The organism is Pectobacterium fontis (genome assembly GCF_000803215.1).
Classification (GTDB): Bacteria; Pseudomonadota; Gammaproteobacteria; order Enterobacterales; family Enterobacteriaceae; genus Pectobacterium; species Pectobacterium fontis.
The window spans coordinates 105,361-127,097 of the sequence record NZ_JSXC01000038.1 but is presented as its reverse complement, the minus strand read 5'-3'; the positions used below and the strand labels follow the sequence as shown (position 1 = coordinate 127,097).

At 51.5% G+C, this 21,737-nt stretch carries 24 protein-coding genes; 23 read left to right on the top strand and 1 reads right to left on the bottom strand.

Features of this window, described 5'->3' with window-relative positions; all coding sequences use genetic code 11:
• Window positions 1-55: 55 nt before the first annotated feature.
• Entirely contained in the window at window positions 56-640 is a 585-nt protein-coding gene (locus OI69_RS14520; RefSeq protein WP_039351828.1) for a Maf family protein, read from the bottom strand.
• A 139-nt stretch (window positions 641-779) separates the two neighbouring features.
• Here OI69_RS14520 and yceD point away from each other — a divergent pair, with 139 nt between their 5' ends.
• The 23 genes from yceD to OI69_RS14405 all read left to right on the top strand — a co-directional run bounded on the left by yceD (window position 780) and on the right by OI69_RS14405 (window position 21,604).
• On the top strand, window positions 780-1,301 hold the full coding sequence (yceD, locus tag OI69_RS14515; RefSeq protein ID WP_015840715.1) for a 23S rRNA accumulation protein YceD: 522 nt from the start codon (window positions 780-782) through the stop codon (window positions 1,299-1,301).
• A gap of 16 nt (window positions 1,302-1,317) precedes the next feature.
• On the top strand, window positions 1,318-1,488 hold the full coding sequence (gene rpmF, locus OI69_RS14510) for a 50S ribosomal protein L32 (protein ID WP_011093369.1): 171 nt from the start codon (window positions 1,318-1,320) through the stop codon (window positions 1,486-1,488).
• Window positions 1,489-1,517: 29 nt separating this feature from the next.
• Window positions 1,518-2,564, top strand: coding sequence for a phosphate acyltransferase PlsX (gene plsX, locus OI69_RS14505; protein ID WP_039351825.1), 1,047 nt, complete (start codon window positions 1,518-1,520; stop codon window positions 2,562-2,564).
• 6 nt (window positions 2,565-2,570) lie between these two features.
• Window positions 2,571-3,524 carry a beta-ketoacyl-ACP synthase III gene (locus tag OI69_RS14500; protein ID WP_039351823.1) on the top strand — a complete coding sequence of 318 codons (954 nt, stop codon included), beginning with the start codon at window positions 2,571-2,573 and terminating at the stop codon, window positions 3,522-3,524.
• A 17-nt stretch (window positions 3,525-3,541) separates the two neighbouring features.
• On the top strand, window positions 3,542-4,471 hold the full coding sequence (gene fabD, locus OI69_RS14495; RefSeq protein WP_039351821.1) for an ACP S-malonyltransferase: 930 nt from the start codon (window positions 3,542-3,544) through the stop codon (window positions 4,469-4,471).
• A 14-nt stretch (window positions 4,472-4,485) separates the two neighbouring features.
• Complete coding sequence (fabG, locus tag OI69_RS14490) at window positions 4,486-5,220, top strand: 3-oxoacyl-ACP reductase FabG (RefSeq protein WP_039351819.1); 735 nt, start codon at window positions 4,486-4,488, stop codon at window positions 5,218-5,220.
• 154 nt (window positions 5,221-5,374) lie between these two features.
• Window positions 5,375-5,611, top strand: a complete 237-nt coding sequence (gene acpP, locus OI69_RS14485) for an acyl carrier protein (protein WP_005970506.1) — start codon at window positions 5,375-5,377, stop codon at window positions 5,609-5,611.
• A 79-nt stretch (window positions 5,612-5,690) separates the two neighbouring features.
• On the top strand, window positions 5,691-6,932 hold the full coding sequence (gene fabF, locus OI69_RS14480) for a beta-ketoacyl-ACP synthase II (protein ID WP_039351817.1): 1,242 nt from the start codon (window positions 5,691-5,693) through the stop codon (window positions 6,930-6,932).
• Window positions 6,933-7,276: 344 nt separating this feature from the next.
• Entirely contained in the window at window positions 7,277-8,311 is a 1,035-nt protein-coding gene (locus OI69_RS14475; protein ID WP_039351815.1) for an ABC transporter substrate-binding protein, read from the top strand.
• Between the two features lie 373 nt (window positions 8,312-8,684).
• Window positions 8,685-9,482, top strand: coding sequence for an aminodeoxychorismate lyase (gene pabC, locus OI69_RS14470; protein ID WP_039351813.1), 798 nt, complete (start codon window positions 8,685-8,687; stop codon window positions 9,480-9,482).
• A 14-nt stretch (window positions 9,483-9,496) separates the two neighbouring features.
• Window positions 9,497-10,516, top strand: coding sequence for an endolytic transglycosylase MltG (gene mltG / locus OI69_RS14465; RefSeq protein WP_039351811.1), 1,020 nt, complete (start codon window positions 9,497-9,499; stop codon window positions 10,514-10,516).
• Window positions 10,506-11,165 (top strand): dTMP kinase, encoded by a 660-nt coding sequence (tmk, locus tag OI69_RS14460; protein ID WP_039351809.1) that lies wholly within the window; start codon window positions 10,506-10,508, stop codon window positions 11,163-11,165. The genes mltG and tmk overlap by 11 nt, the downstream gene beginning before the upstream one ends.
• Window positions 11,165-12,175, top strand: a complete 1,011-nt coding sequence (gene holB / locus OI69_RS14455; protein ID WP_039351807.1) for a DNA polymerase III subunit delta' — start codon at window positions 11,165-11,167, stop codon at window positions 12,173-12,175. The genes tmk and holB overlap by 1 nt, the downstream gene beginning before the upstream one ends.
• Window positions 12,176-12,194: 19 nt before the next feature.
• Window positions 12,195-12,992: a metal-dependent hydrolase gene (locus OI69_RS14450; protein ID WP_039351805.1), complete on the top strand. Its 798-nt coding sequence runs from the start codon at window positions 12,195-12,197 to the stop codon at window positions 12,990-12,992.
• Window positions 12,993-13,304: 312 nt separating this feature from the next.
• Window positions 13,305-14,738, top strand: coding sequence for a PTS glucose transporter subunit IIBC (gene ptsG / locus OI69_RS14445; RefSeq protein WP_039351803.1), 1,434 nt, complete (start codon window positions 13,305-13,307; stop codon window positions 14,736-14,738).
• A gap of 268 nt (window positions 14,739-15,006) precedes the next feature.
• The gene (gene hinT / locus OI69_RS14440) at window positions 15,007-15,357 is read left to right on the top strand and encodes a purine nucleoside phosphoramidase (protein ID WP_010276226.1); all 351 of its coding nucleotides are present in this window, start codon (window positions 15,007-15,009) and stop codon (window positions 15,355-15,357) included.
• Window positions 15,358-15,410: 53 nt separating this feature from the next.
• On the top strand, window positions 15,411-15,791 hold the full coding sequence (locus OI69_RS14435) for a YcfL family protein (protein WP_039351801.1): 381 nt from the start codon (window positions 15,411-15,413) through the stop codon (window positions 15,789-15,791).
• 21 nt (window positions 15,792-15,812) lie between these two features.
• Window positions 15,813-16,394, top strand: a complete 582-nt coding sequence (lpoB, locus tag OI69_RS14430; protein WP_039351799.1) for a penicillin-binding protein activator LpoB — start codon at window positions 15,813-15,815, stop codon at window positions 16,392-16,394.
• Entirely contained in the window at window positions 16,375-17,268 is an 894-nt protein-coding gene (thiK, locus tag OI69_RS14425) for a thiamine kinase (RefSeq protein ID WP_039351797.1), read from the top strand. Before lpoB ends, thiK begins: the two co-directional genes overlap by 20 nt.
• Window positions 17,269-17,330: 62 nt before the next feature.
• Window positions 17,331-18,359: a beta-N-acetylhexosaminidase gene (nagZ, locus tag OI69_RS14420; protein WP_072034307.1), complete on the top strand. Its 1,029-nt coding sequence runs from the start codon at window positions 17,331-17,333 to the stop codon at window positions 18,357-18,359.
• Between the two features lie 28 nt (window positions 18,360-18,387).
• On the top strand, window positions 18,388-18,930 hold the full coding sequence (gene ycfP / locus OI69_RS14415) for an alpha/beta hydrolase YcfP (protein WP_039351793.1): 543 nt from the start codon (window positions 18,388-18,390) through the stop codon (window positions 18,928-18,930).
• Between the two features lie 363 nt (window positions 18,931-19,293).
• Window positions 19,294-20,598 carry an NAD(P)/FAD-dependent oxidoreductase gene (locus OI69_RS14410; protein WP_039351791.1) on the top strand — a complete coding sequence of 435 codons (1,305 nt, stop codon included), beginning with the start codon at window positions 19,294-19,296 and terminating at the stop codon, window positions 20,596-20,598.
• Window positions 20,599-21,064: 466 nt separating this feature from the next.
• The gene (locus OI69_RS14405) at window positions 21,065-21,604 is read left to right on the top strand and encodes a glycine zipper 2TM domain-containing protein (protein ID WP_039351789.1); all 540 of its coding nucleotides are present in this window, start codon (window positions 21,065-21,067) and stop codon (window positions 21,602-21,604) included.
• Window positions 21,605-21,737 lie beyond the last annotated feature (133 nt).

Here is a 21,737-nt window from a genome sequence, read left to right as displayed (position 1 = left end):
GCAGTGTGTGTCTTATCTATCGGGATAGCGCGTTATCGTGCTATCCCAATTTATATTACGCTGTCAAAGGATTAACGCCTTCCTTTTGTAGCATGTGAATCAGCGCGATCAATGGCAGGCCAATGAGTGTATTAGGATCGCGCCCAGACAATCGCTCAAAGAGAGCAATGCCCAATCCTTCGCTTTTAAAGCTGCCCGCACAGTTCCACGGTTGTTCTTTCTCCAGATAGCCGTCAATTTCCGCTTCCGTTAGCGTTCGAAAATGCACGTCAAAGGGTTCCGCGATACGCTGTACTTCCTGAGTCCCACTATTAAAAAGCGCTAAACCAGTAAAGAAGGACACACATTTTCCGCTGGCCTGTTGTAACTGCCGTGTTGCGTTAACCTTATTATGCGGCTTTCCTGTAATGGTATTCCCCAGTACGCAAACCTGATCGGAACCGATAATCAGATGGTCGGGATACTGTTTAGCCAATGCCCGCGCTTTGTTTTCAGCAAGGCGGATCACAAGGTCGATAGCACTTTCACCCGGAAGAGGGGTTTCGTCGATGTCCGGCGACGCGCAAATAAAGGGTATTGCCAGCTTTTCCAATAAGGCACGGCGATAAGGCGATGTTGAGGCAAGAACGATCTGCTGCATAATTTTTTGATAAACCGTAGCGTAATGATGAAAGGCATTTTAAACTGTGCGCCGCTCTGGAAGCGAATATTGGTGAAAGGTGGTGTATCACTCCTTTTTCTTTGACTCTATGTCGTTACGACGTTAATATGCGCGCCCTATGCAAAAGGTAAAATTACCCTTAACCCTTGATGCGGTTCGCACTGCTCAGAAGCGTTTAGATTACGTTGGTATCTATTCGCCGGAACAAGTAGAGCGTGTTGCCGAATCAGTGGTGAGTGTGGATAGTGATGTTCAGGCCTCTTTATCTTTCAATATTGATAATCAGCGTCTGGCAGTGATTGACGGTAATGCCGATGTTACGGTCACACTGATGTGTCAACGTTGCGGAAAGCCGTTTGAGCATCAAGTCCATGCGACATTCTGTTTTAGCCCGGTCGTCAATGATGAGCAGGCCGAAGCGTTACCGGAAGCGTACGAGCCGATCGGCGTTGATGAATTTGGCGAAGTCGATCTGCTGGCAATGATTGAAGATGAAATTATTCTGATGTTGCCTATCGCCCCGGTGCATGATTCTGAACACTGTGAAGTGTCCGAAGCGGACATGGTGTTTGGCCAACTGCCTGAAGAGGCGGAAAAACCAAATCCGTTTGCCGTATTAGCCAGTTTAAAGCGTAAGTAATTAAGGAGTAAGGTCCATGGCCGTACAACAAAACAAACCTAGCCGTTCCAAACGTGGTATGCGTCGTTCACACGATGCGCTGACTACCTCTTCTGTATCCGTAGATAAAGTTTCTGGCGAAACTCACCTGCGTCACCACATCACTGCGGATGGTTACTACCGCGGTCGCAAGGTCATTGCTAAGTAATTTTTGCGAATTATTTGCAAGGCAATACCTTGACACGCCTAACTTTGGCGTTAGATGCGATGGGCGGGGATTTTGGTCCCTGCGTAACAGTGCCTGCTGCATTGCAGGCACTGGCTTCTAATCCCGCTCTCAATTTGTTATTAGTCGGCGATCCTGCTGCAATTACTCCATTACTTGCCAAAGTCGATTCTGATTTACTTTCCCGCGTAGAGGTTATTCCGGCGGAGTCGGTTATTGCTAGTGATGCGAGACCCTCGCAGGCTATTCGTGCGAGCCGTGGAACCTCAATGCGTATCGCGCTTGAGTTGATTAAAGACGGCAGAGCGCAGGCCTGTGTGAGTGCAGGCAATACGGGGGCGCTGATGGGGCTGGCCAAGCTCCTGATTAAGCCGCTTGAAGGCATTGAGCGACCAGCACTGGTGTCGGTGTTACCTCACCAGCAGCACGGCAAGACCGTCGTGTTGGATCTGGGGGCGAATGTCGACTGTGACAGCACGATGCTGGTTCAGTTTGCTGTGATGGGCTCTGTGATGGCAGAAGAAGTGCTGGGACTGGCTAATCCCCGGGTCGCGTTATTGAATATTGGTGAAGAAGAAAATAAAGGGCTGAGCACTATCCGTGAAGCCGCAGCACAGCTAAAAGTGGCATCATCAATAAATTACATCGGTTATCTGGAAGGCAACGATCTGCTGACGGGGAAAACGGATGTGATGGTCTGTGACGGCTTTGTGGGTAATGTCACACTGAAAACGGTGGAAGGCGTGGTAAGGATGTTTCTGTCACTGCTGAAATCGCCAGCCTCAGGTTCGGGGAAAAAACAAAAACGGTCCTGGTGGTTGAAATGGCTGGGGCGGTTGTTACAAAAGCGCTTATCAAAGCGTTTCGGTCATTTGAATCCCGATCAATATAATGGCGCATGCCTGCTAGGATTGCGGGGAACTGTAATCAAAAGCCATGGCGCAGCAAACCAGAGAGCGTTTGCGGTTGCTATTGAACAGGCAATGCAGACGGTACGGCGGCAACTTCCCGAGCGGATTGCTGCTCGTCTAGAAGCGGTATTACCCAAGAGTGACTAAGCGTACATGTATACAAAAATAATCGGAACGGGCAGCTACCTGCCTGAAGAAATCAGGACAAACGCTGATTTAGAAAAGATGGTGGAAACGACGGACGAATGGATCGTCACACGTACTGGCATCCGTGAGCGCCGTATTGCTGCGCCGGATGAAAACGTTGCGACCATGGGATACCGTGCCGCGCAAAAAGCGCTGGAAATGGCGAATGTCGATGCTTCTGAGGTCGGTCTTCTGATTGTTGCGACAACATCATCAAGCCATGCCTTCCCTAGCTCAGCCTGTCAGGTTCAGCAGTTGCTAGGAATCAAAGATACCATTGCTTTCGATCTGGCTGCGGCCTGTGCGGGTTTTACCTACGCGCTGAGCGTTGCCGATCAATACGTCAAAAGTGGTGCGGTGAAATACGCGCTGGTGATCGGTTCCGATACCTTGTCTCGTACCTTGGATCCTGAAGATCGCGGCACGCTGATTCTATTCGGTGATGGTGCGGGGGCCGTGCTGTTAACACCATCCGAGCAACCGGGTATTCTTTCTACCCATCTGCATGCCGATGGCCGTTATGGCGAATTGCTGGCGTTGCCGAATCAAGGACGTAGCCTCTCAGATGCACCTGCTTACCTGACGATGGCGGGTAATGAAGTCTTTAAAGTGGCTGTGACTGAACTGGCACATATTGTTGAAGAAACGCTGCAAGCGGCTCAACTGGACAAAAGTGAATTAGACTGGCTGGTGCCTCATCAGGCTAACCTGCGAATCATCAACGCTACGGCGAAAAAGCTGGGCATGGGAATGGACAAAGTGGTGGTGACGTTGGATCGTCATGGTAATACCTCTGCGGCTTCCGTGCCTTCAGCGCTGGATGAAGCGGTACGCGATGGGCGCATTAAACCAGGACAACTGGTGCTGCTTGAAGCCTTCGGTGGCGGTTTCACCTGGGGTTCCGCGCTGGTTCGTTTTTAATTAAACAGGATTGTGATATGACGCAATTTGCAATGGTATTTCCCGGTCAGGGATCGCAGACGGTAGGTATGTTGGCTGAACTGGCAGCAGAATACCCTATCGTCACCGAAACGTTTGCTCAGGCTTCTGAAGCGCTAGGTTATGACTTGTGGCAGCTTACCCAACAAGGGCCGGCTGAAGAGTTGAATAAAACCTGGCAGACGCAGCCTGCATTACTGACCGCATCTGTTGCTATCTGGCGTGTCTGGCAGCAGCAGGGCGGAAACACGCCAGCGTTGATGTCAGGCCATAGCCTCGGTGAATATTCAGCATTGGTCTGCGCGGGTGTTCTGGATTTCCAACAGGCTGTCCGTTTGGTTGAATTGCGTGGACAACTGATGCAAGAAGCGGTGCCGGAAGGAACGGGCGCAATGTATGCGATTATCGGACTTGATAATGATGCTATCGCCAACGCGTGTGAAGCATCCGCGCAGGGGCAGGTGGTCTCTCCGGTAAACTTTAATTCACCGGGTCAGGTGGTGATTGCCGGCAATAAAGAGGCCGTTGAGCGTGCTGGTGCTGCGTGTAAAGCGGCAGGTGCGAAGCGTGCGTTGCCGCTGCCTGTCAGCGTACCGTCTCACTGTGCGTTGATGGAGCCCGCCGCGAAGAAACTGGCGGTTGCGCTGGAATCCGTGACATTTAATACGCCGGTCATCCCGGTGGTCAATAATGTTGATGCACGCATTGAAACAACACCGGAAGCCATTCGCAATGCGCTGGTGCGCCAACTTCATTGCCCAGTACGCTGGACTGACTGTGTGGAGTTTATGGCTTCTCAGGGCGTTGAGTCACTGTTAGAAGTCGGGCCGGGTAAAGTATTGACTGGCTTAACCAAACGAATCGTCGATACCCTGACAGCAGTTGCGGTGAACGATCCAGCTTCTCTGTCAGCGGCGATTGAGAAATAAGAACGGAGAAGACAATGAGTTTTGAGGGGAAAATTGCACTGGTTACCGGTGCAAGCCGTGGTATAGGGCGTGCCATCGCCGAGACGTTGGTTGCCCGCGGGGCAAAAGTCATTGGTACTGCGACCAGCGAAAAAGGGGCTGAAGCTATTAGCGGCTGGCTGGGTGAGAACGGTAAAGGTTATATGCTGAATGTTGCCGATGCGGCATCAGTGGAAAGCGTATTAGCGGAAATTCGCGCAGAATTCGGGGAAATTGATATTCTTATCAATAACGCGGGGATTACCCGTGATAACCTGTTGATGCGTATGAAAGATAATGAATGGCACGATATTCTGGATACCAATCTGACATCGGTATTCCGTATGTCTAAAGCAGTAATGCGTGCCATGATGAAGAAACGTTTTGGCCGGATCATTACCATCGGTTCTGTTGTGGGAACGATGGGTAATGCAGGACAAGCTAACTACGCGGCAGCGAAGGCGGGGCTGATTGGGTTCAGCAAATCTCTCGCGCGTGAAGTGGCTTCTCGTGGTATTACGGTCAACGTGGTCGCGCCTGGTTTTATTGAAACGGATATGACTCAGGCATTGACAGAAGAACAGCGAGCAGGCATTTTGACGCAGGTTCCAGCTAACCGACTCGGTGATGCTAAAGAAATCGCCAGTGCTGTTGTATTTTTAGCCTCTGATGACGCTGCTTACATTACTGGCGAAACGTTGCATGTCAACGGCGGCATGTATATGATCTAAAAAGCTCGAAAATTATTTGCTTTATTTGCGGTGATAACCGCAAAATAGCACAAAATCGTGGTTCGACCAGCCGAGATTTTGTTGCATCTTTTCAAACATTTTATACACTACGAAAACCATCGCGAAAGCGAGTTTTGATAGGAAATTTAAGAGTATGAGCACTATCGAAGAACGCGTTAAGAAAATCATCGTTGAACAGCTTGGTGTTAAGCAGGAAGAAGTCGTAAACAATGCTTCTTTCGTTGATGACCTCGGCGCTGATTCTCTTGACACCGTTGAGCTGGTAATGGCTCTGGAAGAAGAATTTGATACTGAGATTCCAGACGAAGAAGCTGAAAAAATCACGACTGTTCAGGCAGCCATTGATTTCATTCAGGCTAACCAGCAGTAAGCGAACATATCTAGGCGGTCATTCGACCGCCTAAGTTTTTTTGTCCCGCAGTGTTTTTTTCCCTCCCTGGAGGATAAGCGTGTCTAAGCGTCGAGTAGTTGTGACCGGACTGGGCATGTTATCTCCTGTCGGCAATACAGTTGAGTCTACCTGGAGTGCTCTTCTTGCCGGTCAGAGTGGTATCAGCCTGATCGACCATTTCGATACTAGTGCCTATGCAACGCGTTTTGCTGGCTTAGTAAAGGATTTTAATTCTGAGGAATTCATTTCGCGTAAAGAAGCTCGCAAAATGGATGCCTTTATTCAATACGGCGTTGCTGCTGGCGTTCAAGCCATGCAGGACTCCGGTTTGGAAGTAACGGAAGAGAACGCGCCGCGTATCGGTGCGGCGATTGGTTCCGGCATCGGTGGTTTGGGTCTTATTGAAGAGAACCATACTGCGCTGGTGAACGGTGGCCCGCGTAAAATCAGCCCGTTCTTCGTGCCGTCAACCATCGTCAATATGGTGGCTGGGCATCTGACTATCATGTTCGGACTACGTGGCCCAAGTATCTCTATCGCGACGGCCTGTACATCTGGCGTGCATAATATTGGTCAGGCAGCGCGCATTATTGCTTACAACGATGCGGATGTGATGCTGGCGGGTGGCGCAGAAAAAGCCAGTACGCCATTAGGCGTGGGTGGGTTTGGTGCTGCGCGTGCGTTGTCTACACGTAACGACAACCCCCAGGCGGCAAGCCGTCCGTGGGATAAAGACCGTGATGGTTTTGTGCTCGGCGACGGTGCGGGCATCATGGTGCTGGAAGAGTATGAACACGCGAAGAAGCGCGGTGCGAAAATCTATGCAGAAATTGTTGGATTTGGCATGAGCAGCGATGCGTATCATATGACGTCTCCGCCGGAGAACGGCTCAGGCGCCGCGTTGGCGATGGAAAATGCGCTGCGTGATGCAGGTGTATCAACGAGCCAGATCGGCTATATCAACGCGCATGGCACCTCTACGCCAGCAGGCGATAAAGCTGAAACACAGGCAGTGAAATCCGTATTTGGTGCAGATGCCGGTAATGTGCTGGTGAGTTCGACAAAATCCATGACGGGTCACTTGCTCGGTGCCGCAGGCGCAGTGGAATCCATCTTCAGCATTCTTGCTCTGCGCGATCAGGCTGTTCCGCCAACGCTTAATCTGGATAACCCAGATGAAGGCTGCGATCTGGATTTTGTGCCGCATGAGGCGCGTCAGGTCAGCAATCTGGAATATGTACTGTGTAACTCTTTCGGTTTCGGTGGAACCAACGGTTCTCTGATCTTCCGTAAGATTTAATTACGGCTACGCCGCGATTAACTTGTGCATTAAAAATGCCAGTCACATTAAGTGGCTGGCATTTTTTTTAACCGTTCTGTTCGGCAGACTTGCTCATTTCACAACCCTATAGAGGGATTGCACTTTCGGCTGTGGCGTAGTGCCTGATACCGACACTCAATAGGCCAACTTGACGGACATAAACGGGGGCGGTGCTTTTGCGAAAGATGGCAGGCGCTTTTGAACTACGCTCGTGTGGCTCTGGAATTGGAGCCGGGTGAGGCTATGGCTTTCGTTATATACATTAAAATATAGCGCTGATAATATAACCTCACTATTAGAGCCAGCAGGAGAGCCGGCATCCCATGAAATTTTTGACCCCTTTGTTTTTATTCGCACTCTCTTTCTTCACCAGCACACCTATTCATGCAGACGTTGTATCACGCCAGGTTACAGATGATGCGGGGCACACGGTTGTTCTTAAAGGCCCCGTATTGCGCATTGCCGACGCCTGGTATGCGCATCATTCTTTATTGATGGCGTTGGGGGTTGGTGATCGTATCGTTGCTACGGTTAACCATCCTGAAGATCGGCCGTGGATGTTTAAGGTACAACCATCTTTGAATTCGGCGCTGCACGCGAATGGCTTAACATTTAATAGTGAATCTTTGCTGTCATCGGGTGTAGATGCCGTCTTTGTGTCACGCGGTAATAGCGATGTAGAGGCATATCGACAGGCGAAACTGCCGGTGTTGGAAATGTTTTTTAACGATTATCCGTCTATGAAACGTTCAATGCTGAATACTGCGCAAGCCATTGGTACACCTGAAGCGCTACAGCGGGCGGAGCAGTATAACCAGTATCTGGAAGAGACGATTGCCACCGTCGTGCAAAAGACGAATGGATTACCTGAGGCGCAGCGTCCTCGCGTTTTACACATTGCTTCATTACAGCCGCTCAAGATTGACGGGAAGGGTACGCTGGTCGATACCTGGATCACATTAGCCGGTGGTAGGAATGCGGCTGCTAGTGTGAAGGGAAACTTGCATGAAGTCTCGCCAGAAGAGGTGCTGGCGTGGCAGCCTGATATCATCATTATCGAGGGCAGTGCGGGTGAGATCTCGCAATCACCTTATGCCGATCTGTTCAAGGGGCTTGACGCAGTACGACAGCAACGCGTTTGGAAGAATCCCGTTGGCGTTTTCCCGTGGGATCGGTACGGCGTCGAAACGGCCTTGCAACTGAAGTGGGCTGCATCGCGTCTTCATCCTGATTTATTTCCTGATATGGATATGACCAGTGTGACGCAGGATTTTTACTCGCGCTTTTTTAACTACGCGTTGAGTTCGGACGATGCAAAACGTATTTTGACCGCATTGCCTCCGTCCAGTGGTGAATGAGTATTCTACGTACTGCTAACGATGGATTGGGTTGATGTGCTGAGATCCGTTGGCGATAACATGGACGTTGTTTAGAAAATGACCGGGATGGCCGCATGCTTCGTTGCTATCCCTCTTGTTTGATATGAGTCTGATGTGCGCGTTTTTCTTAAGCCACCTTTCAATTTATATTCAATACCTTACTCCCTTATTATTATCCCCGTTTTGCTGCCTGCATTCATTCCTTGTGATGAGGTGGATGTACTACCATGCCGATCCGTAAACAAGCCGCATTACCGCTTGTTCGATTTTGAATAAAATCAGATACCCCTGCTTGTCGGTGATGCAGTTTTACTGGCAAGCTAGCGATGAAGAATGATACGGAGCCTTTATTATGCAGTGGGTTAATGGTCAATTGCAGGAACAGCTCCCGGTACTCGATCGGGGTACACAGTATGGCGATGGCTGTTTTACAACGGCCAGAGTATGTGATGGCGACGTTATCTGGCTTGATCGGCATATCACGCGTCTGCAACAGGCTGCTATGCGTTTGTTATTCCCGAGCGTTGACTGGGCAAGCCTGAGCGTTGAAATGAAGCAGGCGGCACAGGGACGATCGAGCGGTGTAGTGAAAGTCATGCTAACGCGGGGCGTCGGCGGGCGTGGCTATAGCGCCCAAGGTTGTATGCAGCCCACCCGAATCGTGATGCAGGCAGGCTATCCTGCGCACTATGCTGACTGGCGCGAACGAGGCATTAGCCTGAATTTAAGCCCTGTGGCATTAGCGAAAAATCCGCTGTTGGCGGGAATAAAGCATCTCAATCGGCTCGAACAAGTGCTGATTCGTGCGCATCTTGACCAGACATCAGCCGATGAGACCCTCGTGCTTGACACCTCTGGTGTGCTAGTGGAATGCTGTGCCGCTAATTTATTTTGGCGTAAAGGGCATCGGGTTTATACGCCGGATTTATCCCAGTCAGGAGTGGATGGCGTTGCCCGGCAGCACATCATCTCCCTGCTGGCGGGTTCTGATTTCGAGCTAGGGATCGTTAGTGAACCCGTTACCGTATTGGCCGATGCGGATGAAGTGCTGATTTGTAATGCATTGATGCCGATAGTCCCCGTGAATCAGGCGCATGTCTGGCGTTACCACTCCCGAGAGCTTTATCAATTCCTGAGTTCTGACTGCTAGTAGATGGTTGATTTATGAAAAAAAAGAAAGTTGGTTTGCTGATTATCGCTGCGGTTGTATTGATGCTGCTGGTCGCGTGGCAGAAAATGCAGCGTTTTGCCGGGTCTCCATTGGCTATCGAGAAGGAAACCATTTTCACGCTTCCGGCCGGTACAGGAAGAGAAGGGCTGGAAACGCTGTTGCTCGACCAAAAAATTATTACCGATGGCGCATTTTTTCCGTGGTTGCTGCGTATTGAACCTGAATTGGCAAAATTCAAAGCAGGGACATATCGTTTTACGGCGGGAATGACCGTTCGCGAGATGCTGGCGTTATTGTCCAGCGGAAAGGAAGCCCAATTCTCAATCCGTTTTGTTGAAGGATCACGCCTGAAAGAGTGGCTTGCCACATTGCAGCAGGCACCGTATATCAAGCATGTACTGGGCGATAAAACCGAGCAGGACATTGCCACGCAGTTGAAAATCAACGATAAAACGAACCCGGAAGGCTGGTTTTATCCTGACACCTATTCATACACGGCGGGGACGAGCGATAGCACGTTGCTGCAACGTGCACATCAGCGTATGAAAAAAACGGTGGATGAAGTATGGAAAGGGCGTGAAGAAGGGTTGCCCTATAAAACGCCAGACGAATTGCTGACAATGGCGTCGATTATTGAAAAAGAAACGGCGATCGCTGAGGAACGCACTCAGGTTGCTTCTGTTTTTGTTAACCGCTTACGGTTAGGTATGCGGCTACAGACCGACCCCACGGTGATCTATGGTATGGGGGATGACTACAAGGGTGTGATAACCCGTAAAGCATTAGATACGCCAACGCCTTACAATACTTATGTGATTCCCGGCTTACCGCCAACGCCAATCGCGATGCCGGGAAAAGCCTCATTGGATGCGGCTGCGCACCCAGCCAAAACGTCATACCTGTATTTTGTGGCGGATGGAAAAGGTGGGCACAGTTTTACCACTAACCTTGAAGACCATAATCGCGCTGTGAGGGTATACCGCTCAGCGTTAAAGGAACGGGATGGACAGTAAATTTATCGTCATTGAAGGGTTGGAAGGCGCGGGAAAGACCACCGCACGCAATATTGTGGTGGAAACGCTGCGATCGCATGGCGTGAAAGAGGTGGTATTCACGCGAGAACCGGGTGGTACGCCACTGGCGGAGAAGTTACGCGAGCTTATCAAGCAGGGAATGACGGATGAGAAGGTTACCGACAAAGCGGAAGTCCTGATGCTGTATGCCGCCAGAGTACAACTGGTGGACAATGTTATTAAACCTGCGCTGGCTAATGGGCAATGGGTGATCGGCGATCGTCACGATCTCTCTTCACAGGCCTATCAGGGCGGTGGACGTAGGATCGATCAGCAGTTGCTGCGTTCACTGCGTGATACCGTATTGGGCGATTTTCGTCCTGATCTGACGCTCTATCTTGATTTACCGCCGGCTCTCGGTTTGCAGCGTGCGCGTCAGCGGGGTGAACTGGATCGGATTGAGCAGGAGTCGCTGGCTTTCTTTGAACGTACGCGTTCCCGCTATCAGGAACTGGCAGCGGAGGATGACCGTATTCTGACGATCGATGCCTCGCAATCCATTGAGGCCGTCAGTGCGGATATTCAGGTGGTGCTACAGCAGTGGTTGCAGCAACAAGGCTTGCCGCCTGTCGCGCAGGAGCAGTGCTGATGGAATGGTATCCGTGGCTGAATGTATCTTATCGGCAGCTTATCGCTCAATATCAGGCAGGCAGAGGACATCATGCCGTGTTGCTGCATGCGCTGCCGGGTATGGGCGATGAATCGCTGATGTATGCGTTGAGCCGCTGGTTGATTTGCCAGCAGCCAGAGGGGATGAAAAGCTGCGGTCACTGCCACTCTTGCAATTTGATGACCGCGGGAACGCACCCTGATTGGCATGTGCTAAGCCCGGAAAAAGGCAAACATAGCCTGGGTGTCGATCCGGTACGTGGCGTCGTGGAAAACGTGTATCAACATTCCCGACAAGGTGGAGCAAAAGTGATCTGGCTGGCTGCCGCAGAGCAACTGACCGAGGCCGCCGCGAATGCGTTGTTGAAAACGCTGGAAGAGCCGCCACAGAATACTTTCTTTTTATTTGGCTGCCGTGAACCCGCCCGACTGCTGGCAACGCTACGCAGCCGTTGTCTGTATCACTATCTGGATGTCCCGAACGAGACACAGAGCGTGCTGTGGCTGAATGCGCGTCATCGCCATGACAGCAAGGCCTTGCGCACGGCATTGAGATTGCAATCGGGTGCGCCGCTGGCGGCGGAGGTGTTATTACAGCCAGAACGTTGGAAACAGCGTGACGGGCTGTGCCAGGCATTTTCTGCCGCGCTGACTTCACGGGATCTGCTCTCGTTGATACCGCAACTGAATCATGATGATGCCGATGTGCGTATTCACTGGCTGGCCGCGCTACTGCTGGATGCCCTGAAAGCGCAGCAGGGTGCCAGTGCGCAGGTGGTGAATCAGGATCAGAGCGAACTGGTCGAGCGTCTGGCGCATGAGCCTGCCGCGCATTTGCAGTATGAGCTGCAACAGTGGCTGGCCTGCCGGCAAAAATTGCTGACCGTCACGGGGGTCAATCGTGAGCTATTGCTGACGGAACGCCTGCTGGATGGGGAACGTACGTTGGCTTCATTGGTGAAGCGCGACAGCCATCCTTTTTCTGTTTAATTACTATCGAGTAAATATCATGTTGTTAGTGGATTCCCACTGTCACCTTGACGGTCTGGATTATCAGTCATTGCATAAAGATGTCTCCGATGTGCTGGAGAAAGCGAAACGTCGCGATGTTGGCTTTCTGTTGGCGGTGGCGACGACGCTGCCTGGCTATCGTGCCATGCTGGAGTTAATTGGCGAACGCGATAATGTGGCCTTTTCCTGCGGCGTACATCCGCTTAATCAGGACGCTCCCTATGATTATGCCGAACTGCGTGAGTTAGCCAGCGCGAATCATGTGGTGGCGATGGGGGAAACGGGGTTGGACTATTTCTATCAGCAGGAGACGAAAGCCCAGCAGCAGGCGTCATTTCGCGAACATATTCGTATTGGCAATGATCTGAACAAACCGGTCATCGTGCATACGCGCGCCGCTCGTGAAGATACGCTGGCGATTCTGCGTGAGGAACAGGCGGAGAAATGCAGCGGCGTTCTGCACTGCTTTACGGAAGATTTGGTTACGGCAAAGGCCCTGCTGGATATGGGGTTCTACATCTCGTTTTCTGGGATTGTGACATTCCGTAACGCAGAAGAATTGCGAGACGTTGCACGTTACGTGCCACTGGATCGGATGCTGATTGAAACGGACTCACCCTGGTTAGCGCCCGTCCCGTTCCGAGGTCAGGAAAACCAGCCGGCGTATGTGCGTGATGTCGCGGAGTATCTTGCTGTGCTGAAAGGAACATCGCTGGAAGCTCTTGCGGCTGCCACGACAAAAAATTTCTCCCGTCTGTTTCACATCGATCCGACTCGGTTGACCGCTGCGCAATAGTGGCTGAGAATAGCCGAGTTTTTTTTATCTGTGTAATTAATAGCGCTGCATAATCCCCTTGAACAGGTTTTTCTTCTTCAGGGGGAGGTGTTTTTTAGCGAGATATCGCAAAAAAGTGCAATGTTCGTTCGATCTCAGCCTATTGGCGTGTGGAAACGTGATAGCAATCAAACATTGTGAACGCTATTTATTTTACTCTGCGTAAAAATTAAGGGGGCTAAGACACCCCAACTCGCAAAGGCCATCCTCCCCGCCTTTGCTTATATGAAGTATCAGAAGTAAAAGCACTATTACTCAGGAGCACACTCAATTATGTTCAAGAATGCATTCGCAAACCTGCAAAAAGTAGGTAAGTCGCTAATGCTGCCCGTATCCGTACTCCCTATTGCAGGTATTCTGCTGGGTGTCGGTTCGGCCAATTTTAGCTGGTTGCCTGAAATTGTCTCCAGCGTCATGGCACAGGCCGGTGACTCGGTGTTTGCCAACATGCCGCTGATTTTTGCTATTGGTGTTGCCCTGGGCTTCACTAATAACGACGGTGTTTCCGCACTGGCGGCGGTGGTGGCTTATGGCATCATGGTAAAAACCATGGCCGCGATTGCGCCACTGGTGCTTAATCTGCCGGCTGCCGAAATTACGGCGAAGCACCTGGCGGATACCGGTGTTCTGGGCGGGATCATCGCTGGTGCGATTGCCGCGTATATGTTCAACCGTTTCTATCGAATCCAACTGCCTGAGTATCTGGGCTTCTTTGCCGGTAAACGCTTCGTGCCGATCATTTCCGGCTTGACGGCGATCGCGACAGGTGCGGTGCTGTCTTTCATATGGCCACCGGTCGGTAGTGCGATCCAAACGTTTTCACATTGGGCGGCGAATGAGAACCCGATGTTGGCATTCGGTATTTATGGGATCGTTGAACGTTCTTTGGTGCCGTTCGGTCTGCACCATATCTGGAACGTGCCTTTCCAAATGCAAGTGGGTGAGTTCACTAATGCGGCGGGCCAGGTTTTCCACGGTGATATCCCGCGTTATATTGCCGGTGACCCGACTGCGGGGAAATTGTCCGGCGGCTTCCTGTTCAAAATGTACGGTCTGCCAGCCGCGGCTATTGCTATCTGGCATTCGGCTAAACCAGAAAACCGCGCGAAGGTTGGCGGTATCATGATCTCTGCGGCGCTGACCTCGTTCCTGACGGGTATCACTGAGCCGATTGAGTTCTCCTTCATGTTTGTTGCGCCGATCCTGTATGTGATCCATGCGATTCTGGCAGGTCTGGCGTTCCCAATTTGTATCCTGTTGGGGATGCGTGATGGTACAAGCTTCTCACACGGTCTGATTGACTTTGTGGTGTTGAGCGGCAATGGAAGCAACCTGTGGCTGTTCCCGATTGTAGGTCTGTGCTATGCGCTGATTTACTACACCCTCTTCCGCGTTCTGATTGCCAAACTGAACCTGAAAACGCCCGGACGTGAAGATAGCTCGTCTGAGCAAAACGCACAGGACAGCACCGAAATGGCTGCCGCTCTGGTTAGCGCGTTTGGTGGTAAAGAAAACATCACCAATCTGGATGCCTGCATCACCCGTCTGCGTGTTAGCGTAGGCGATGTGGCGAAAGTGGATCAGGCTGGCCTGAAAAAACTGGGCGCAGCCGGTGTGGTTGTAGCAGGTTCCGGCGTTCAGGCCATTTTCGGTACGAAATCTGATAACCTGAAAACCGATATGGACGACTACATCCGTAACCACTGATGTGTTGTTGGGGAGTTTCAAAGGGGCGAAAGCCCCTTTTTCTTTTCTATGGTGGGTCAATACCGCTGGCGCTGAGCGGTGACTTTGATCGTCAGGGCGCGAGCAGGCTGTTTTCGGGAGAGAGCGGGTATATTTTAGATTTTTTCTGCGTGTCGTATTTTGACCACCCGCACTAGAAATACACGAAGAAGGTTGAAAGAAATGGAATGTGTCACTCATACTGCCTACACGACATCGTTTAACGCCAGCTTTAACAAGGAAATCGATCATGGCTGAAGAAACCATTTTTAGTAAAATCATTCGCCGGGAAATTCCTGCCGATATCGTCTATCAGGATGAACTGGTTACCGCTTTTCGCGACATCGCGCCCCGTACGCCAACCCATATCCTGATTATTCCGAATGTCTTGATTCCTACCGTTAACGACACGGCGCCAGAGCATGAAGCGGCGCTGGGACGTATGGTGACGGTAGCGGGTAAGATTGCGCAGCAGGAAGGGATTGCAGAGGACGGCTATCGTCTGATCATTAACTGCAACCGGCACGGTGGACAGGAGGTTTATCACATCCATATGCATCTGCTTGGTGGCCGCGCACTCGGGCCTTTGCTGGCTAACTAGGGCTATGGTCATGGTTGGATCATTGTGCGAGAAAACCATCATGCGAGAAAATCATGCGTAACCCGATGCTTTTTCTGTCTGCGGGTCTGATGGTTGGGCTGTTGGCAGGCTGTAGTGCGCCACAGGTGTTGACCATCAATGAACGGCAAACGCTGGTATTGGATGCCCCCGTACTGTCGGCGGGGATTACGGCGGGGAAACCGTCGCTGGATTCAGAAGATGGCACGCTACGCGCCTCTTCTGTCGTCAGTAATGATGCCTTACAGGCGGTGACGGTACATTATCGTTTCTATTGGTATGATGAGAATGGACTGGACATATTGCCTTTTGAAGAGGTGCAATCCCTTGCGATCCCGCCACAGACGGAAATGACGGTTTATTCAACGCGCAGCAGTCCCAATGCGCGTCAGGTTCGTCTTCATCTATTTTTATAATGGTGTGCAGAGAGAGACTATATGAAAAAGTATCTAGGGGTGATACTCGCGACGCTGGTGCTGACAGGATGTCCCAGCCGTCCACCGGAACCGACTGAACCACCGGCGACGATTGAGCCGGTTGAGCCTCAAGTGCCGACTACGCCAACGTCGCCGCCGGGGGAATCTGTACCGCAACCGCCTAAAATCCAGACACTGAACTGGGAAGCCAGCATTAATCCGCTGGTGGCGCGGATGTTGAAAGCCGATGGCGTCACGCCAGGCAGCATACTGCTGGTGGATAGCGTGAAAAACAACACCAACGGATCACTGCCGATCGCAAAAGCGACAACGGCGTTGTACGGCGCATTATCTTCCGGCAAAGCGTTTACGCTGGTGCCGCGTGAGCAACTGGCCGCCGCGAAACAAACGCTGGGGCTTTCCGTTGATGACAGCTTAGGATCGCGCAGTAAGGCGATTGGTCTGGCACGTTATGTCAGTGCGCAGTATGTGCTGTATAGCGACGTTAGTGGTGATGTGAAATCACCGCAGATCGACATGCAACTGATGCTGGTGCAGACCGGTGAAATTGTGTGGTCAGGCAATGGCAGCGTTCAGCATTAACCAGGCAGGTATCCCGCAACGGCTGACGGCGACAATCCAGAAATATTTCCCGACGGTGGAAATGGGGGATATTCGCTTTGAACTGGTGGAGGGACTCAGCAGTAAAAGCTGGCGGATCCGTGGGCCGGGTATTGAATGGCTGGCGCGCCGCCAGTCGCCAACCGAGCGGAAGATGGGTGTCGATCGCCAGCGAGAATTCGCTCTGTTGCGACAGATGTCAGCGATAGAGCTTGCGCCACAGCCATTGCTATGGCGTGATGGCTGGCTAATTGTCGAGTGGGCACCGGGACGCATTGCTACGCCTGATGAGTTTCTGATGATGCTGGCTAATGGCGAAGTGGCACGGGTATTGTCCCAGCTTCATCGCCAGCCGTGCAGCGGTCATCCTCTCGATCTTAAAACGCTATTTGCTCAACACTGGCAGTTGATGGATCCGTGCCGCCGTTCGCCAGCGCTACTACGCGCCCACCACTATTTTCAGCGTGCGGCATTGCCCACGCCTTTGGCGCTGGCGCCTCTCCATCTGGATGTACATGCTGAAAATCTGCTGATTACACCGCAAGGAACGATGCTGATTGACTGGGAATACGCCTCAGATGGCGATATTGCCTTCGAACTGGCGTTCATCGTGCGAGCCAGCCAGATGGAAAGTCAGGCGCAAACGTATTTTCTACAAAGCTACCAGCGACATCGGCGAGGGTTTTCCGTGAGCCGCCTCCAGCAACAGATCATGCAGTGGTTCCCTTGGGTTGATTATCTGGTATTGATGTGGTTTGAGATCCGCTGGCAGCAAACGAAGAATCCCGAGTTTTTAGCAGACATTCCCGCGCTTTATCATCGGCTACAACGATGCCATCGGTTACAGCAGGGCTGAAACCGTAATTTTTGCGGTAGTGCTATTTTACTAAGCAGTCATATCTAAAGAATGAGGTTTTTGTGGGTCCGGTAATGTTAGATGTCGCCAGCTATGAGCTGGATGCAGAAGATCGTGAAGTGCTGGAACATCCGCTGGTTGGCGGCGTTATTCTGTTCACCCGTAATTTTCATGATGCGGCGCAGTTGCGTGAACTGGTGCGCCAAATCCGTGCAGCATCGCGCGAGCGTCTGGTTATTTCTGTCGATCAGGAAGGGGGACGGGTGCAGCGTTTTCGTGACGGATTTACGCGGCTGCCTGCGGCGCAGGCATTTGCGGCATTAAATAGCGTGACGGAAGCCCAACGTCTGGCGGAAGAGGGCGGCTGGCTCATGGCGGCAGAAATGATCGCGATGGATATCGATATCAGCTTTGCCCCGGTGCTGGATATTGGTCATCAGAGTGCGGCGATTGGCGAACGGTCGTTCCACGAACAGCCCGAGACGGCGCTGGCGGTAGCACAGAGCTTTATTCGCGGCATGCACAGCGCGGGCATGAAGGTAACAGGTAAGCACTTCCCCGGTCACGGCGCGGTCAGTGCGGATTCACACAAAGAAACGCCGCGCGATCCGCGCCCGCTTGCGGAGATTCGCGCACGCGATATGCTGATTTTTAAAGAACTGATCCAGCGTCAGCAGTTGGATGCGATCATGCCTGCCCATGTGATTTATACGGAGGCCGATCCACGCCCAGCCAGCGGCTCGCCTTACTGGCTCAAAACGGTGCTGCGTGAAGAGTTGGGCTTTGGTGGCATCATTTTCTCCGACGATCTTTCAATGGAGGGGGCCGCCGTGATGGGCAGTTATTCTGAACGGGCGCAGGCGGCGTTGCAGGCAGGATGTGACATGATTCTGGTTTGCAATCATCGTGAAGGGGCGGTCAGCGTGCTGGATAACCTGTCCCCGGTCAACGCGGAGCAGCTCACACGCCTATATCATCAGGGTTCGTTTTCTCGTCGGGAACTGCTGGATTCGCCACGCTGGAAGCAGGCAAATCAGGCGCTTACGTCACTCAGCGAGCGTTGGCAGGCGCATAAAAATGGCGAGAAATAGGTAACCCAGCCAGTGGTGAGGATAAAAGATGATTATCTATTTGCACGGTTTTGACTCGACCAGCCCCGGTAACCATGAAAAGGTTCTACAGCTTCAGTTTATTGATGAAGACGTTCGGCTGATTAGCTACAGCACGTTGCATCCGCGTCATGATATGCAACATTTGCTCAAGCAGGTGGACAAGATGATTCAGCATTCTGACGACGATCGCCCACTGATTTGTGGCGTGGGGTTGGGCGGTTTCTGGGCTGAACGGGTCGGTTTCCTGTGTGACATACGACAAGTCATCGTCAATCCTAACCTTTTCCCGCAGGAAAATATGGGTGGGAAAATCGATCGCCCGGAAGAGTATCTGGATATCGCCACGAAGTGCGTGGCGAATTTTCGTGAAAAGAACCGCGATCGCTGTATGGTGATGCTTTCCCGTCACGATGAAATGCTCGACAGTCAGCGCAGCGCGCAGATGCTGGAAGCGTATTACGAGATCGTCTGGGACGATATTCAGACGCATAAATTCAAAAGTATTTCTCCCCATCTACAGCGGATAAAAACCTTCAAAGCGCTGGGCTGAGTTTGTATTCACGCTGCTCGGTTACCCAGTGTTGCTATTCCTTCTGATGTCCTGATGGGGGGATCAGGAGGAATGACAGGATCTATTGACGCCTCTTAGTGAGTTTAGCGCTGCATAAGCACCCACTTCAGCCTTTTCCCTTCATACTGCGTTCTGCTAATTCATTGAAATAAAAATGGAATTTTCTCGTAAAAAATTGCCACGACAAAATAAATTGATATATATCAATTTTGGTATGACCAAATAACCTAGCGTGCTATTCTTGCAGCAGATATCAGGCTTAACTTACGCGAACCCTATGTTATATAAGGATATTATTTTTTACTCTTTATTAACTATTGGTTCACATTTCAGGGGGTCATTTTGACATCACCAACCAAAAAAATTGTCATTGTCGGCGGCGGCGCTGGTGGGCTTGAGCTGGCAACAAGTTTGGGTCACAAACTTGGACGCAAGAAAAAAGCAGAGATTACGCTGGTGGATCGTAACCATAGCCACCTGTGGAAACCGTTGCTGCATGAAGTGGCGACCGGTTCGCTGGACGACGATATGGATGCGCTGAGCTATCTGGCACACGCCCGCAATCACTATTTCCAGTTCCAACTGGGCATGCTGACGGACATCGATCGCGAGCAGCAGCACATTCAACTCGCTGAAGTGTGTGACGATCAGGGCGACGTTCTGGTTGCGGCGCGCCGTATCCCGTATGACATTTTGGTGGTGGCATTAGGCAGTGCCTCGAATGATTTCGGCACACCGGGCGTGAAAGATCACTGTATTTTCCTGGATAACCCGAAACAGGCTCGCCGTTTCCACAATGAAATGCTGAATTTGTTCCTGAAATTCACAGCAAATCAGAACGAAAAAGAGCGGGTGAATATTGCGATTGTGGGCGGCGGGGCGACGGGTGTTGAGCTGTCTGCTGAATTGCATAACGCGGTAAAACAGTTGCACAGCTACGGTTTTGACGGGTTAGATAACCAAACGCTGAATGTGACGCTGGTGGAAGCGGGTGAACGCATTCTACCTGCACTGCCGCCACGCATTTCCGCGGCAGCGCATCAGGAGCTGACTAATATCGGCGTTCGTGTACTGACGAAAACCATGGTAACCAGTGCAGAAAGCGGTGGCCTGAATACCAAAGATGGTGAATTTATTGAGGCCGACCTGATGGTTTGGGCTGCTGGAATCAAAGCACCAGATGCGATGAAAGAGATTGCGGGTCTGGAAACCAACCGCATTAACCAACTGGTGGTTGAGCCAACGTTGCAGACGACGCGCGATCCCAATATTTTCGCCATCGGCGATTGTGCTTCCTGCCCGCAGGAAGGTGGCGGTTTCGTGCCACCGCGCGCGCAAGCGGCTCACCAGATGGCATCACGTTGCCACAGCAATATCATCGCGTTGCTGAACGGACAAACGCTGAAACCTTACGTCTACAAAGATCACGGTTCGCTGGTTTCGCTGTCTAAATTCAGTACGGTTGGCAGCCTGATGGGGAACCTGATGCGGGGTTCGGTGATGGTAGAAGGACGGATTGCACGTTTCGTTTATATCTCTCTCTATCGCATGCACCAGGTTGCCCTGCATGGCTATGTGAAAACCGGCCTGATGATGCTGGTGGGTGGGATCAACCGGGTGATTCGCCCGCGTCTGAAGCTGCATTAATTCCTGATAGCTGACATCTTTCTGCTACGGGCGTGAACGCGATTTCACGCTCGTCTTCTTTTTTGTCATCGGCTATTGATCCTTGCGCGATAGCTTCCTCTTTCCACCCACCGCTCACACGTTCAGCAACCTGGGCGTAACGCGATTCTCTTTCTCGGCTTACTCCACTGATATAACAGTAGAAAATATCGTCCTATTACCAATTGCAGTTAAGATAATTCCCAAATGACGGTTTTATGTTACGAATCTGACACTTTTGGTTAATTAGTCTTATTGCGAGAGTATGAAACATTGTGCAGACTTTCCACTGTTTACAGATGGCGTAGCACGCACGCCGAAAATTCTGAATGCGAGTATTCAGAAGGAACCATCGGATTCATCGCGTTAAACGCGAGCTGGCGTAAAGCAAATCTTACGGCAGGATTGCAGATGGGGAATGCGTGAGAATAGATTCGGGAGGTATCCTGTGAACAAATCAATGTTAGCGGGTGTAGGTATTGGTGTGGCTGCGGCATTGGGTGTGGCGGCGGTGGCGAGTATGGATATGTTCTCCTCTAAACCTCAGTTTGCACAGGTGCTAACAGCAACACCAATCAAAGAAACGGTCAAAACACCTCGTCAGGAGTGTCGTAACGTTACGGTTACGCATCGTCGTCCGGTACAGGATGAACACCAGATTGCCGGATCGGTGCTGGGGGCGGTGGCCGGTGGCGTTCTGGGGCACCAGTTTGGCGGTGGTCGCGGTAAAGACGTCGCGACGGTAGCAGGTGCACTGGCCGGTGGCTATGCGGGCAACCGTGTACAAAGCGGTATGCAGGAAAATGATACGTACACGTCACAGCAACAGCGCTGCCAGACGGTGTATGACAAATCACAAAAAGTTTTAGGCTACGATGTCACCTATAAAATCGGCGACCAGCAGGGCAAAATCCGCATGGATCGTGATCCGGGCACACAAATTCCCGTGGATAGAAATGGTCAATTAATTCTGAACCAACAGAGCTGATTTGCCCTGACGTCTACGTTTTGGCGCTGACACCCCCCTCTAAAAACCGCGAGCCACCCCAATAAGGTGCTCGCGGTTTTTTCATTCTATACCCAGAGGCGATCGCAGAGGAAAAGGGAGGAATGCCTGTCTT

What these genes read in the sequence shown, in the direction of transcription:
- holB (WP_039351807.1), top strand. Translation starts at nt 11,165, where the DNA reads ATGGAATGGTATCCGTGGCTGAATGTATCTTATCGGCAGCTTATCGCT.
- OI69_RS14500 (WP_039351823.1), top strand. Translation starts at nt 2,571, where the DNA reads ATGTATACAAAAATAATCGGAACGGGCAGCTACCTGCCTGAAGAAATC.
- fabD (WP_039351821.1), top strand. Translation starts at nt 3,542, where the DNA reads ATGACGCAATTTGCAATGGTATTTCCCGGTCAGGGATCGCAGACGGTA.
- pabC (WP_039351813.1), top strand. Translation starts at nt 8,685, where the DNA reads ATGCAGTGGGTTAATGGTCAATTGCAGGAACAGCTCCCGGTACTCGAT.
- OI69_RS14520 (WP_039351828.1), bottom strand. Translation starts at nt 640, where the DNA reads ATGCAGCAGATCGTTCTTGCCTCAACATCGCCTTATCGCCGTGCCTTA.
- OI69_RS14450 (WP_039351805.1), top strand. Translation starts at nt 12,195, where the DNA reads ATGTTGTTAGTGGATTCCCACTGTCACCTTGACGGTCTGGATTATCAG.
- acpP (WP_005970506.1), top strand. Translation starts at nt 5,375, where the DNA reads ATGAGCACTATCGAAGAACGCGTTAAGAAAATCATCGTTGAACAGCTT.
- thiK (WP_039351797.1), top strand. Translation starts at nt 16,375, where the DNA reads ATGGCAGCGTTCAGCATTAACCAGGCAGGTATCCCGCAACGGCTGACG.
- OI69_RS14435 (WP_039351801.1), top strand. Translation starts at nt 15,411, where the DNA reads ATGCGTAACCCGATGCTTTTTCTGTCTGCGGGTCTGATGGTTGGGCTG.
- lpoB (WP_039351799.1), top strand. Translation starts at nt 15,813, where the DNA reads ATGAAAAAGTATCTAGGGGTGATACTCGCGACGCTGGTGCTGACAGGA.
- hinT (WP_010276226.1), top strand. Translation starts at nt 15,007, where the DNA reads ATGGCTGAAGAAACCATTTTTAGTAAAATCATTCGCCGGGAAATTCCT.
- fabG (WP_039351819.1), top strand. Translation starts at nt 4,486, where the DNA reads ATGAGTTTTGAGGGGAAAATTGCACTGGTTACCGGTGCAAGCCGTGGT.
- ptsG (WP_039351803.1), top strand. Translation starts at nt 13,305, where the DNA reads ATGTTCAAGAATGCATTCGCAAACCTGCAAAAAGTAGGTAAGTCGCTA.
- yceD (WP_015840715.1), top strand. Translation starts at nt 780, where the DNA reads ATGCAAAAGGTAAAATTACCCTTAACCCTTGATGCGGTTCGCACTGCT.
- OI69_RS14475 (WP_039351815.1), top strand. Translation starts at nt 7,277, where the DNA reads ATGAAATTTTTGACCCCTTTGTTTTTATTCGCACTCTCTTTCTTCACC.
- rpmF (WP_011093369.1), top strand. Translation starts at nt 1,318, where the DNA reads ATGGCCGTACAACAAAACAAACCTAGCCGTTCCAAACGTGGTATGCGT.
- tmk (WP_039351809.1), top strand. Translation starts at nt 10,506, where the DNA reads ATGGACAGTAAATTTATCGTCATTGAAGGGTTGGAAGGCGCGGGAAAG.
- ycfP (WP_039351793.1), top strand. Translation starts at nt 18,388, where the DNA reads ATGATTATCTATTTGCACGGTTTTGACTCGACCAGCCCCGGTAACCAT.
- mltG (WP_039351811.1), top strand. Translation starts at nt 9,497, where the DNA reads ATGAAAAAAAAGAAAGTTGGTTTGCTGATTATCGCTGCGGTTGTATTG.